This is a genomic window from Leptospira ellinghausenii (assembly GCF_003114815.1).
Classification (GTDB): Bacteria; Spirochaetota; Leptospiria; order Leptospirales; family Leptospiraceae; genus Leptospira_A; species Leptospira_A ellinghausenii.
Genome location: NZ_BFAZ01000009.1, coordinates 1,107,000 through 1,119,897 on the forward strand (window position 1 = coordinate 1,107,000; position 12,898 = coordinate 1,119,897).

Sequence of the window (12,898 nt, forward strand, 5' to 3'; positions counted from 1 at the left end):
GAAAGTTCAATTTTTATTGAATTATGTCAGTTTTTTTCCATTTGGCAAGTGTGAATATTTATGTCCCTTTGAACAGTTTATCGGAGAAAGTTGGAACCATAACTCCTAACTATGTCCTATCGACAGTTTATCGACAGGCTATCGCGTTATTAGTCACAGTTTATTGGAAGCTAATCTTGTGTTTGATGGTCTGAAAGAGATCTTCCCAAAGAGGCTCAGATGCCTTTCGTTCTTTGAATTTATCGATCCCATGAATGACTGTCGAATGGGTAGTCGAAAAAATCCGACCAATTTGGGCTTTTGGTACATTTAAAACATCGTGAAGGAGGAGCATACAAAGATGGCGTGGCGGAATGAAGTCAGCTTTTCTACTTTTCCCGAGTAAATCCTTTCTTGCTATATTTGTCCTTTCACATACTAAATCGATGACCATATCCGGACTAAATCCAATTCGTTTTTTATTCGTGAGAAAACGAGCTTCGGCAATTTCTTTGATTTTGTCTTCGGTGAGTAAAAAATACTCATACGCTTTTTTGTACATCACCAAATCATTTACAATTCCAATCAGGGCACGGGAATCACCTTCTAAACGTTCGGCGAGCCAATGGAGTAGTCCGTCACTAGCAGGAATATTGTATTCAGAAAAATTAGATTTTAATAATGACTTTCGAAGTTCCAAATCATGTGATTTGATGTCGGCTTGTAATCCATGCACAAATCGAGATTTGAGCCTTTCATGGAGAGGAAGTTCGTAACTAGGTCGGTCTGATGCGATGACAATTTGTCGTTTACGATCATATAAAAAATTAAAGAGGGCAAAAAACTCTTCTTGGGTTTTTTCTGCTCCTCCATTCAAAAACTGAATGTCATCAAAAAGCAAAACATTATATGACTGGTAACGAATCTTAAACGATTCCAAAGATTCTCGATTGTTTTGTCTGACAGTAAAAATGAATTCATTCAAAAACGAGGTACTATTTACGTACCTAACTGTTTTCCATGGATCCTTCTTTTTGATTTCATTTCCAATTGCGTGGAGTAAATGTGTTTTACCAACACCAACTGGTCCAAACAAATACAGAGGGTTGTATTTTCCAGGTTGTTCCACTACACTTTTTGCGGCAGTGAAAGCAATCCGGTTGGAATCTGAAGTGATATAATTGTTAAAAATATACTCAGGATTTAAATCCGAGTCAGAATCATCAAATTTGGATTGGATGACTTCTTTTAAAACATGCGAAGATGTTTCTGATTCTGTAAGAATGGTTACTTTAAATTTATCTCCAACGACTTGGTAGACAGCGTCTTCAATGAAACTCACATATTTTGTTTCCACATGGCGTTTGATTCCACTCGATGGGGCAGTTAAGTGAACCACTTGGTTCTCCCATTTGTCAAATCGAAGTGGTGCAATGAAATTGGAAAAGTACTTGGGAGGTATCTGTTTCGATATTTCTTCTAAAATTTCTTCCCAACGTTTGTCCAAGTTTCTCCGCCCTAAATGTGAAATCGGGTACTATACTTTTAGCAAGTAGGCAGAATTCAAATGAAAAATCGGGAAACGTTCCAAACTGTTAAAAATAGTAGAACCGAATAAAAAAATTATGTCCCTTATTCTATTTGACAGAATTTCACCACATGTTATGCGTTAGGTGTTCTTTATTCCTTCAGATAGAAGGTGCATTCATTCCATTTAAATTCGATTAAGTTGCAAGTCGTAAGAATAGTTGTGATAATAGAACATATTCTAATGCAGGAATTTCATAATGGAGTTTCAATTTGAAATCGAGGATGGCTTCGATTCTTCCGATATTGGCTTCAAAGTTTTTTTGTCTGTATTCATAGAGTAATAACAAACAAATCATTTCTAAAAAATCAATTCCAGTGAGACCTTCTTTATTCGAACGAAACTCACCTAATTGGTCTCTTATCCAATTTTCCAATTTAAATAATAGAATGGAATCATGGCAATGTTCTCTTACGTTCTCATGCCACTCTTCTAAAAATTCATCCGCAATTTCAAACGGATTGAGGGATCCACCATAATACAATTTTGATTCCGCGATTTCATTCCTTCTGATTTTTTTAATCTCTTCTTGTGGTAGGTAATGAAACGGAATACAAACCGAACGAGATACAATCGTCTGTTTTAAATTGTGAAGGTCATTGACTATGAGAATGAATTTTGTATGAGGTGGTGGTTCTTCTAACGTTTTTAATAAAGTTGTTTCTGCTTCATTGTTGATCCGATTGGCTTCTGGAAATAAAACAATTCGATAATCGGATGTATGTGGTTTATAAGGAATTCTTGCGGATAGTAACCAACGAATCGTAAACTCTTCTGGGTCCTTTTCTTTTCCGATCGCAATATTTTTTCGACGAGGAAATTGAATGTAATCGGGATGAACACCTCTCATAAATTGCCTACAGGAATCACAAATCCCACAAGAGGTTCCTTCTAAACAAAGGATTTGCCTTGCGAATCTTTCTGCTGCAAGCCACTTCCCTACACCATCAGGTCCGTGAAAGATAATGGAACCTGGTATTTTGGAACGGTCTTTTAAAAAAGATTCTATATATGTCAGTGCAACGTCTTGGCCTGACACCTGCTCAAATGAAAACAATGCATCAGCCATTTTTTCTTAATACACCGGAGTCAGCCAATTCATGTAACTTGGTTGTTCACCACGTACGGTTTCAAAAAAGATGGATTGGATTTTTTTAGTGATTGGTCCTATGTTTCCATTTCCGATCACACGTCTGTCCACTTCCTTTACCCAAGCCACTTGCACTCCCGTTCCTGAGAAAAACAATTCGTCAGCAATATAAAGTTCAGATCTTGCGATGTCACGTTCGATGACTTGGTATCCCAAATCTTTTGCGATTTGAATGATACTTCGTCGTGTGATCCCTTCAAGAATAGAAGAAGGAATCGTTGGAGTATGGATCACACCATCACGAACGATGAATAAATTTTCGGCAGAACCCTCTGATACAAAACCTCTTGCATCAAGAAAGATTGCTTCATCCATTCCATTTTGAACTGCTTCTGATTTAGCTAACGCAGAGTTTACATACCCACCACTTACTTTGGATAAAGTTGGGATTTGGTTGTCTGAGAATCGTTGCCAAGAGGACACCATTGTTGTGAGTCCATTTTGTGTATCTAAGTAGTCATCAAGTTTTAAAGCATATACTGTGATGTCTGCTTTAACGTCGTGGAACCGTGGTGAAAGTTGTAATGCTGAAGTATAAATGAAAGGACGTAAGTAAACATTTTGTTTGGCTTCATTTTTTCTGAGAAGCTCCAAGATGATAGATTGGATTTCTTCAGGTGTGATTTTGATTTGAAGTTGCATGATCTTTGTGGAGTTCACAAGTCGTTTGCAATGTTCTGGTAACCGAAACACATAAAGATTTTTTATTGCTTCGTTATAGTAACCTCTGATCCCACCAAAGACACCAGTGCCATATTGGAGAGCGTGGGTTTGGACACTTATTTTTGCGTCTTCTGACGGAACAATTTTGCCTTCAAAGTATGTGTATGGAAATGAATTCTGAGCCATTGAGATTCCTATCCTTCCAATCTTCAGGAGTTTCAAAATTAGAAAATGAATTTTATCTTTTTTTCTCTCGAAGCATACGCAGATGATTTTGATATCGTTCTAGAGAGTAGTCTGAACTCTCCTTATTTTTCATAAGACATAAGAATCGTTACACTAAGAAGACATAATATGAATCCTTCCTTTTATCCCAACCAATTTGATTGTATCGTTGTAGGTGCCGGTCACGCCGGAACCGAAGCCGCTTATATCTCAGCCAAAGCAGGCCTCAAAACTTTACTCATCACAATGAACTTAGATACCATTGGGCAGATGAGTTGTAATCCTGCGATCGGCGGAATTGCCAAAGGCCATATGGTGCGAGAAGTGGATGCCCTTGGTGGTCTTATGGGTCGGGTGATCGATCAAACTGGGATTCAATTTAAAATGTTAAACACTTCAAAAGGTCCTTCTGTGTGGGCACCACGTGCACAAGCAGAGAAAAAACAATACCAACTGATGGTGAAACACCAATTGGAAAAATTAAAACACCTCTCCATCAGGCAAGACACGGTAGAAGATTTAATTGTAGAAGGAAACCAAGTGACTGGTGTCATCACAGGTCGTGGGTTTACGTTCTATACAAACCATGTGATCTTAACCACGGGAACTTTCTTATCAAGTGTGATTCACATTGGAACTTACCAAAAAGAATCAGGAAGGATAGGCGAACCAACCACCAAAGGTTTGTCTCACACACTGGCACGATTTGAATTGCGACTAGGTCGCTTGAAAACAGGAACCCCAGCTCGTGTTCATAAAAACTCCATCAACTTGGATGGACTTGAAATCCAAGACGGTGATGAAAACCCACGTCCGTTTTCTTTCTCCACTAAGAAGATTGATCGCAGACAAATTCCTTGTTACATCACTTACACAAACGACACCACTCATGAACTGATCAAACAAAACTTAGAATACTCACCGATGTACTCGGGTCAGATCAAAAGTGTCGGCCCAAGATATTGTCCTTCGATTGAAGATAAGGTGGTTCGTTTTGCCGAGAGAGACCGACACCAAATCTTTATCGAACCAGAAGGTTATGAAACCAATGAGATGTATCTCAATGGTGTCTCGACAAGTTTACCAGAAGAAGTGCAATGGAAGTTTTTACGAAGCATCAAAGGTTTAGAAGAAGTAGAACTCATGAGACCTGGTTATGCCATTGAATATGATTATGTAGATCCAACTGAACTCAATCCAACTCTCGAAACAAAAAAGGTAAAAGGTCTTTATCATGCAGGCCAGATCAATGGGACCACTGGTTATGAAGAAGCGGCGGCTCAAGGACTCGTTGCAGCTTATAATGTGATTCGCTCTGTGCGAAAAGAAGAACCCATTGTATTCAAACGAAGTGAATCCTATATTGGAGTACTTGTGGATGATCTTGTCTATAAAGGTGTGGAAGATCCCTATCGTATGTTCACAAGCCGAGCCGAATATCGTCTACTACTCAGACAAGACAACGCGGACCAAAGACTCATGCAATACGGATATGAGATGGGTCTTGTAGATGAGTCTTTGTTCAACGAGATGAAAGATCGGTATGCAAGAATCGAAAAGATCAAATCACACCTTTTTGTTTCCGCAATGAAACCATCGGAAGAACTGACGAAGGTACTGGAAGAAAAGCAAATTACAAATTATAAATTTGGCCATTCTCTTGCTTCTTTTTTGAAACGTTCGGATATCAAAATTAAAGACATTGAACCAATTGTTTCTGAACTTTCGATTTTGAATGAAGATGAGAAAGCGGTGTTGGAGATGGAAGTTAAGTATGAAGGGTATTTAAAACGTGAACTGGAAACGATTGAGTACCGTAAGAAGTTTTTAAACTTTCAAATTCCAACCGACTTTGATTATGCAAGTGTAAAAGGTTTGAAGACAGAAGCGATTGTGAAATTGGAAAAACATCGGCCACTCAATTTAGAAACGGCGTTACATATTTCAGGTGTTGATCCATCCGATGTGGATTTACTTCTTTATCATTTGGTCGATCGAAGATAAACGAGAGGAATCTTTTTCATCCAATCGGCTCATCTTTTACGAAACGAGCGTTGATTCTAAACCAAGGAGATTTCCCTTCTTGGTTTTTTTATGCCTAAAGGGACTCACTAGAGTTTTAAGAAAACGTAATCATCAAGAGCAGTTTTGATCAAAGGAGATGCAGAATTGTTTTTAAGATTAAGAATAAGCAAGCCTCTCCTTTTCGATGTGTAATCAAAGAGAACAGATAATTACAAAAGTAAACTTTGCTGTGACTCCGGGTTGGATGATTCAGAATCAATTGAATTTATATTTTAAATTTTAAAATGGATTCTTTGAAGATGAAAGCAAGGTGTTAGACAGGACAACAAGAGATGAATTGTTTTCGAAAACTGTTCCATTTGAGAGGAATGAACAGTTTAGTTTCGAATGACTTTCGCTGGCAAAACTTTTTACCTTGCCAACGAAAATGTATTTCTGGGTGACTTTAAAACTCAGTCATAAACAAGGACATGTGTTTTCTCTAGGATCCAATTGTCTCCCTGTTTCACGTGAAACGAGTGGGATTCTAAACTTCCATCAGCCTTATATTTCAATTTGTGAACTCTACGGTTTTCGCCTTGGAAAAATTCTCTTTCGACTAAGTTTCCTTTCGGATCAAATTTGAAGTGGATTTCACCAAGACCTTTCTTTTTATCGTCTGTTAAAAATTGGATTTGTACATTAGGTCTTTTCGGATCAATTTCAAAACGAAAGGATTCTGTGTCTTTGGTTTCTAAGTTTTTTCCTTCAGCAGCAAAGACGTTCCCATCTCCGTCGCTTTCAATGGAATAAACCATTACGAGTTTTCCTTCTGCATCTTTTACATTCATTTTCTTCAAAGCCCGACCTTTGAATTGGAAGTCCTTACGTTCAACAAGGTGACCACCATTATCATACACTTCTTCGCTGGTTAATAATCCATCTGTGTAGCGAAAAGTAGTCTTACCATCACCCTTCCCTTCTTTGTCTGAATAAGTTTCAGCGATTAATTTTCCATCAGAGTTGTATTCATATTCTGCGACATAAATCACTTGGCCTTCTGCATTACGAACGATCTCTTTGTTTGGAACTTTTTTAACTTTTTTAAAGATGTAGGCATCTTTGTGGGACCATTTGCCTGGAGTGTAACCTAAGATGGGAAAGGATACGATGATGAAAAAAATAAACAATCGAAACATGGAAATGATTTCTCCTACAGGAGACATCGGCGAAATTCTATAAAACGATAATACGATTATGTCAGAAAAAACCATCCAAGAAGAAATCCAATCAATCATCCCAGAACTCTTTCCATTAATCGAACCAGAATTTGATTGGGAGCTTGTTAAAAACTTTTATGAGTTTTTAAAACGAGATAATGAGAAAGGAGGATTCTTTTCCAGAAACGATTCAGAAAAGATTCTAGAGAGACATATTCTGGAATCGATGATCTTTGTTTGGAAATTGAAAACTACAGGATATGTTTCACGTGAAACAAATGTAGCTGATGTCGGAACAGGACCAGGGCTGCCTGGATTTCTATTTGCTCTCTTGAAAAAAGCACCTCACGTCTTCTTGGTAGATTCTCAAAAAAGAAAATTAGCTTTATTGGAGACGGAAGTCGCTTCTGGAGGACTTACTAAAGTTTCAAAACGTATTGAGTTTATCTATGCACGCACGGAAGAGATCAATTCCAATTTCGATGTAGTCACTTCCAGAGCAATGGTTCCCTATCCTTACATCGCTGAAGTCACTACCCGGATGGTGAAACAGAAAGGAATCTTATGTCCCTTTCTTGCACAACCGTATACAGATTTGGACAAAGAAGCAGAGGTTCTTACGAATAACGGATTTATGATGAAAAAAGAAATTCCCATTCCTGAATTAGAGTTTGTTGGAAAGAGACATATCAAAATACTGCAAAAGAATTCACTTCCGAAAAAGGGATACCCCCGCGACTGGAAAGAAATCGTAAAGGAGACAAAAAACAAGAATGGGTAAAATCGTATCGATCAGTAACCAAAAGGGTGGCGTTGGCAAAACAACAACTGCGATCAACTTAGCATCCAATCTTGTTGATCTGGGAAAAAAAGTTCTTCTGCTTGATATAGATCCACAAGGCAATTCTGGATCTGGACTTGGTTTAGAAGTGCAGTCACTGAATAAAACAACCTATGAAGTGATGATTGGAGAGTTATCAGCAAGAGAAGCGATCCAAAAAACCTTTGTTCCAAATCTAGACATCATTCCTTCGAACATCAACCTCTCCGGACTTGAAGTAGACTTTCTTGGGATCGAGAAAAAAGAATTCAAACTCAAAGATGCTCTTGCTTCCATCAAAGAATCTTATGATTATATTTTAATCGATTGTCCTCCTTCTCTTGGGGTCTTAACCATCAATGCACTTTGTGCTTCTCAATCGGTGATGATCACTTTGCAAACAGAGTACTTCGCACTCGAAGGACTTTCACAACTCATGAGAATTATTTCCTTAGTGCAGTCACAATGGAATCCATCTCTTGCACTTGAAGGTGTTCTTCTTACTATGTATGACAAACGAACGAACCTCGCAAACCAAGTTGCAGATGATGTTAGAAACTATTTCAAAGAAAAAGTTTATGAAACTGTCATTCCTCGAAATGTAAAATTATCAGAAGCACCTTCCTTTGGAAAACCAATCAACTATTATGATCCTGATGGCGTTGGTGCAAAAAGTTATAAAAGTTTAGCGGAAGAAATTGTAGGGAGGGCATAAGTAATGGCACTCGGCAAAGGAAAAGTTTTAGGAAGAGGACTTGGTAATTTAATTCCAGTTAATGAGAACAATGTTGAAATTTCTAAGGACGAACAATCAGGACTTCGTGAAATCAAAGTAACTGAAATATCACCAAACCCTCACCAACCTAGAAAACAATTTTCAGACGCATCCATCCAAGAGTTATCCAATACAATTGTTGAACATGGTGTGATCCAACCAATCGTTGTTCAAAAAAATCCATCCGGTTCTGGGTTTCTTTTGGTGGCTGGGGAAAGAAGGTTACGTGCGTGTAAACTGGCTGGTTTTGCAAAAATTCCTGCCATCGTTCGTGATCTTTCCGAAGCAGACATGATGGAACTTGCTCTCATTGAAAATATCCAAAGAGAAAATTTAAATCCAATGGATGAAGCTTATGCTTACCAAGCTATCATCGACAAACGAGGGTTAAAGATAACAGATCTTGCGACTCGTGTGGGAAAAAACAGAGCAACGATTTCCAATTTGATCCGACTCCTTGCATTACCAAAACCTTTACAAGATTGGGTCAAAGAAGGAAAACTTTCGGAAGGACAAGCACGCCCTCTTCTTTCGATTCCGGATGCTAAAAAACAATTTGAAGTCGCACAAAAGGTGATCGCTGAAGGTTGGAATGTTCGCGAGGTTGAAAACTATGTTTCTAATCTTTTGAACCCAGAAAAAAAATCCAGTTCCTCGACCAGTGTATCGGATAAACGTGATGCTAGTATTGTAAAACTAGAAACAAAGTTAAGAAACAAATTTAGTTCCAAGGTGGAAGTGTCCCACAATGAAACCAATGGCAAAGGTAAAATTGTTTTTTCCTATGCCAACCTAAGTGATATGGAAAGAATTTTAGAGCAACTCGGTGTGAAATTGTAATTTCGCTAAACGCTCATACAACTCACTTGTTCGTAAGAGTTCGTCGTGTGTTCCAACGGACTCAATTTCTCCTTCCTTAATCACAACAATTTGATCTGATTTCACAACTGTTGAGAGACGATGTGCAATCATGATAGTTGTCCTTTCCTTCACTAAAAAATCCAAAGCTCTTTGGATCATCTGTTCGGATTCTGAATCAAGTGCTGATGTTGCTTCATCAAGTAGAAGGATTCTTGGATTACGAAGGATGGCTCTTGCGATAGCGATCCTTTGTTTTTGTCCTCCAGATAATCTTGTTCCCAAGTGTCCTAAGTTAGTATCAAAACCATCTGGTAACTGGTTAAAAAATTCCATCACATAAGCATTTTCTGCTGCAGTTTGGATCTCTTCGAAACTAGCAGTTGGTTTTCCATAAGCAATATTCTCTCGGAGTGTTCCACTGAAAAGAATTGGTTGTTGGGGAACAAATCCAATGAGTGATCGTAAGTCTTCTAAATCTAAATCTTTAATATTGATTCCGCCGATGGAAATGGAACCTGAAGTTGGGTCATAAAAACGAAGTATGAGTTCGAATAACGTACTCTTTCCTCCTCCTGATGGTCCAACAAGTGCTGTAGTTTTATTGGCAGGAATTTCTAAATTGATTCCTTTGATGGCCTTTGTTTCGGGACGAGAAGGATACGAAAATGTTAAATCCTTTAAAAGGATCGTAAGTCCATTTTGTTTCTCTGAAACGTTATTTAAAACTGCAGAGTTTTGGTAATGGTATACTTCTGAAATAGGCTTTGGATGAATGGGACCTTTGATTTCCGATTCGGATAACAAGAGTTCCATGAGTCTTTCTGTGGCACCTGCTGCTCTTTGTAAATCACCCAGAACTTCGGAAACGGCTCCGACACTGTTAGCTACCATAATGGCATAAAAGGAAAACGCGATGAGTTCTCCCCCTGTGATTTTTCCTTCGAGGACATCAGTTCCTCCCACCCATAACATAAAACTAATTCCTGTAAGAATGAATAAAATGACAGTCCCGATCAGAAGTGCTCGTTGTCTGATCCTTGCAACAGCAACGGTAAAAGCGTCTTCCACTGTTTTGGAGAATACATCGATATCAACTTTTTGGTGGTGGAAAGATTGTAAGATTTTGATGTTGAGAAGGGATTCACTTACATATGTTCCAATATTTGCAATTTTATCCTGAGTGTTTCGGGAAAGGTTTCTCACTCGTTTTCCGTAGAAAAGAATTGGAAACACAATGAAGGGAACGCTGATAAGGACTATCATCGTAAGTTTTGCGTTGGTGATAAAAAGAAAAATAATCCCACCTACAAACATCAAAATATTTCGGAGGGCAATGGAGGCAGATGACCCAATGACCGTTTGGATGAGAGTGGTGTCGGTTGTAATCCTAGATTGGATTTCCCCGGGAGAGTTGGATTCAAAAAAACTGGGATGGATGAAGATGATGTGTTTGAATACATCAATGCGAATGTCAGAAGCAACTCTTTCACCGATCCATGAAACTGTATAATGGCGAATGTAGGTTCCAATTGCGAGTAGGATTCCAACGAAAATGATGAAGACAAGTGCATAACCTAATTCTTGTTTGGATTTAGCTGAAAATCCTGCATCTACCAAATGGCGTAATCCTTGGCCTAGACCCAAAGTAACTCCCGCTGTGAAAAGGAGTGCAAACGAAGACAGGATCATTTGGATTCGGTATGGTCTTAAATAGGAAAAAGTTTTTGAAAGGACTCGGAGGTTTTTTGACTTAGGTCGGTCAGGTGTTTGCAAAGAATTATCCTTTTAGATCAATGAGTAGACCTCTGATTTCATCTAATTGTTTCAAAATAACAAATGCACTGTTGTTGGGTGAAAACATGGTTTTTGCCAAAAGATCCAATTTTTCATCCACTACCTTCACATAACGAACGTCTTTTTGGTCATTTCGTCCGCGTTGGGCTGCCTGCATCACTTTGTAGTTTTTCTTGAGAATAAGTTCTGCTATTTGTTTGATATGTTTTTTGTAAGATTCGAGGTTTTTGTGATTCGGATCTTTGATCAGGTCTTTTTCCAAATCTGGTAAATCTTTCCAAAGTTCATTCAGTTCTCTTGTTTCTTCTTTTCCAGAAGGAACAATCGACTCTAAAATTTCTAAAAAACTTTGTTTGGCTTCATCGACGGGAGCAAAGGAAGCATTTAGTTTTTCTTTGGAACCTTTTTTTGCCTGAGTCGAGACCGACTTAGGGTTGTTGTTTTGGATGATCATAATCCCGCCTAATGACGAGTGGGGTTAATTGTACATTTCCCATGGAACACTACACCTTCTTCGACGATGAGGCGAGGTGTCACAATGTCCCCTTCTAATCGACAACTTGAAAGTAGTGTTACACGTTCAGTTGCATAAATATTTCCGCGGATTTCTCCACCTGCAACCACAACTCGTGCTTTGATATCAGTATCGACGATTCCGGACTTTCCGATAAGGACCTTTCCTGTAGTTTCGAGAACTCCACGGAATTTTCCATCGATACGGATGAGGCCAGGGAACTTAAATTCACCAGTGAACTCAGCCCCTTCTCCGATGATGCTATTAACTAAAAATTCTTCTTCTGTTGATGGATTCGACATTATTCTTGGATTTGGTTGAGAAACGAAAACGGATTCAACGCTTGGGTACCAACATGTACTTCATAATGAAGGTGGTAAATCGGATTTTCAGGAGATTTTCCTACATATCCAAGAATGTCACCCTTAGAGAGTTTTTCGTTTTTCTTAACACGGATTCGATCTAAATTTGAGTAGATCGTTTTCCAACCAAATCTGTGGGAAATTTTTACATAATATCCAGTCGCTGGTGAGTAACCAGTATCAAACACTAAACCAGGTGCAGTTGCGATGACTTCTGCTCCAGGAAAAGATCCAATATCCAAACCACGATTGATTTCTTCTTTGCCAGTAATCGGTGAAATGTACTTTCCAAAGGGAAACAATACATACCCTTTTGTTGGCCAAATCGATGGTGTGTTTTTGATGATGCTCTTTCTTTTTTTAATGAGTTTGATGATCTCTTCAGAAAGCTCTGATGATAATTTTAAATTATGAATGTCTTCTTTGATGCGAAAGGATTCATCTGTGATGTCAGTTTGAGGTGTTCCTTGGAGTGCAAGGAATTGTCCTGCTTGTCCACCCATCCCTTTGGATACTCGAGATGGATCTCCACCTAATTTGATATAAAGATTGGAGATACGGTCATAATAGTATTGTATGGTTTCGTGAAGAGAGTTTACCTCTTCTTTCATCTTAGATGATTGTCTAATAAAGTCTTTATTGGTTAAATTGAGTTCGGTGAGTTGGTGGATGGATCCACTATGAGATAAAACGTTTACCGCACTGATGACAAGTAAAACAACCATGATACCAATGAAGATAGAAATGGCCTTGTAAGAGATAACAAAGTTGATGGTTTTTCGGTCAGTATGAGGAATGACCATGATGGTCAGTTTTTCACGACCTTTTTTGTCCAAATCTTCGTAACGTTGGGACAACTTAAGCTTCCATTCCTGGACTTTATACCGAAGTCGGTAAAAAATTAAATGTAGTCTTTGTTTTACTTCCACGTTCGTTTTAGACC

Annotated in this window: 12 protein-coding genes; 4 read left to right on the forward strand and 8 right to left on the reverse strand. The window is 38.4% G+C overall.

Annotated features, from left to right (window positions below; genetic code table 11):
- Nucleotides 1-160: 160 nt before the first annotated feature.
- The 3 genes from dnaA to DI076_RS13735 form a co-directional block, all read right to left on the reverse strand.
- The gene (gene dnaA, locus DI076_RS13725) at nucleotides 161-1,486 is read right to left on the reverse strand and encodes a chromosomal replication initiator protein DnaA (RefSeq protein ID WP_108960359.1); all 1,326 of its coding nucleotides are present in this window, start codon (nucleotides 1,484-1,486) and stop codon (nucleotides 161-163) included.
- A gap of 217 nt (nucleotides 1,487-1,703) precedes the next feature.
- A complete protein-coding gene (locus DI076_RS13730; RefSeq protein ID WP_108960360.1) occupies nucleotides 1,704-2,636 on the reverse strand; it encodes a DNA polymerase III delta subunit-related protein in 933 nt (310 codons plus the stop codon).
- Between the two features lie 6 nt (nucleotides 2,637-2,642).
- A complete protein-coding gene (locus tag DI076_RS13735; RefSeq protein ID WP_108960361.1) occupies nucleotides 2,643-3,566 on the reverse strand; it encodes a branched-chain amino acid transaminase in 924 nt (307 codons plus the stop codon).
- Between the two features lie 168 nt (nucleotides 3,567-3,734).
- Here DI076_RS13735 and mnmG point away from each other — a divergent pair, with 168 nt between their 5' ends.
- A complete protein-coding gene (mnmG, locus tag DI076_RS13740) occupies nucleotides 3,735-5,609 on the forward strand; it encodes a tRNA uridine-5-carboxymethylaminomethyl(34) synthesis enzyme MnmG (protein ID WP_108960362.1) in 1,875 nt (624 codons plus the stop codon).
- A 473-nt stretch (nucleotides 5,610-6,082) separates the two neighbouring features.
- Here the strand turns inward: mnmG and DI076_RS13745 are convergent, their stop codons facing one another.
- Nucleotides 6,083-6,808 (reverse strand): hypothetical protein, encoded by a 726-nt coding sequence (locus DI076_RS13745; RefSeq protein WP_108960973.1) that lies wholly within the window; start codon nucleotides 6,806-6,808, stop codon nucleotides 6,083-6,085.
- Between the two features lie 58 nt (nucleotides 6,809-6,866).
- On the opposite strand from DI076_RS13745, the gene DI076_RS13750 reads away from it, so the two are divergent.
- The 3 genes from DI076_RS13750 to DI076_RS13760 are packed head-to-tail and all read left to right on the forward strand — an operon-like array spanning nucleotide 6,867 to nucleotide 9,264.
- Complete coding sequence (locus DI076_RS13750; RefSeq protein WP_108960363.1) at nucleotides 6,867-7,610, forward strand: RsmG family class I SAM-dependent methyltransferase; 744 nt, start codon at nucleotides 6,867-6,869, stop codon at nucleotides 7,608-7,610.
- Nucleotides 7,603-8,364 (forward strand): ParA family protein, encoded by a 762-nt coding sequence (locus DI076_RS13755; protein WP_108960364.1) that lies wholly within the window; start codon nucleotides 7,603-7,605, stop codon nucleotides 8,362-8,364. The genes DI076_RS13750 and DI076_RS13755 overlap by 8 nt, the downstream gene beginning before the upstream one ends.
- A 3-nt stretch (nucleotides 8,365-8,367) precedes the next feature.
- Nucleotides 8,368-9,264, forward strand: a complete 897-nt coding sequence (locus tag DI076_RS13760) for a ParB/RepB/Spo0J family partition protein (RefSeq protein ID WP_108960365.1) — start codon at nucleotides 8,368-8,370, stop codon at nucleotides 9,262-9,264.
- Here DI076_RS13760 and DI076_RS13765 read toward each other — a convergent pair.
- The 4 genes from DI076_RS13765 to DI076_RS13780 are packed head-to-tail and all read right to left on the reverse strand — an operon-like array spanning nucleotide 9,238 to nucleotide 12,884.
- The gene (locus DI076_RS13765; RefSeq protein WP_108960366.1) at nucleotides 9,238-11,058 is read right to left on the reverse strand and encodes an ABC transporter transmembrane domain-containing protein; all 1,821 of its coding nucleotides are present in this window, start codon (nucleotides 11,056-11,058) and stop codon (nucleotides 9,238-9,240) included. The two genes, DI076_RS13760 and DI076_RS13765, sit on opposite strands and share 27 nt — an antisense overlap.
- 4 nt (nucleotides 11,059-11,062) lie before the next feature.
- The gene (locus DI076_RS13770) at nucleotides 11,063-11,533 is read right to left on the reverse strand and encodes a YaaR family protein (protein ID WP_108960367.1); all 471 of its coding nucleotides are present in this window, start codon (nucleotides 11,531-11,533) and stop codon (nucleotides 11,063-11,065) included.
- Nucleotides 11,534-11,541: 8 nt separating this feature from the next.
- Complete coding sequence (locus tag DI076_RS13775; protein ID WP_012390385.1) at nucleotides 11,542-11,895, reverse strand: bactofilin family protein; 354 nt, start codon at nucleotides 11,893-11,895, stop codon at nucleotides 11,542-11,544.
- On the reverse strand, nucleotides 11,895-12,884 hold the full coding sequence (locus tag DI076_RS13780; RefSeq protein WP_100725620.1) for a M23 family metallopeptidase: 990 nt from the start codon (nucleotides 12,882-12,884) through the stop codon (nucleotides 11,895-11,897). The genes DI076_RS13775 and DI076_RS13780 overlap by 1 nt, the downstream gene beginning before the upstream one ends.
- Between the last annotated feature and the right edge of the window lie 14 nt (nucleotides 12,885-12,898).

Coding starts and splice junctions, on each gene's coding strand:
- DI076_RS13770 (WP_108960367.1), bottom strand. CDS start 11,533: ATGATCATCCAAAACAACAACCCTAAGTCGGTCTCGACTCAGGCAAAA.
- DI076_RS13760 (WP_108960365.1), top strand. CDS start 8,368: ATGGCACTCGGCAAAGGAAAAGTTTTAGGAAGAGGACTTGGTAATTTA.
- mnmG (WP_108960362.1), top strand. CDS start 3,735: ATGAATCCTTCCTTTTATCCCAACCAATTTGATTGTATCGTTGTAGGT.
- DI076_RS13755 (WP_108960364.1), top strand. CDS start 7,603: ATGGGTAAAATCGTATCGATCAGTAACCAAAAGGGTGGCGTTGGCAAA.
- DI076_RS13750 (WP_108960363.1), top strand. CDS start 6,867: ATGTCAGAAAAAACCATCCAAGAAGAAATCCAATCAATCATCCCAGAA.
- DI076_RS13775 (WP_012390385.1), bottom strand. CDS start 11,895: ATGTCGAATCCATCAACAGAAGAAGAATTTTTAGTTAATAGCATCATC.
- DI076_RS13735 (WP_108960361.1), bottom strand. CDS start 3,566: ATGGCTCAGAATTCATTTCCATACACATACTTTGAAGGCAAAATTGTT.
- DI076_RS13730 (WP_108960360.1), bottom strand. CDS start 2,636: ATGGCTGATGCATTGTTTTCATTTGAGCAGGTGTCAGGCCAAGACGTT.
- DI076_RS13745 (WP_108960973.1), bottom strand. CDS start 6,808: ATGTTTCGATTGTTTATTTTTTTCATCATCGTATCCTTTCCCATCTTA.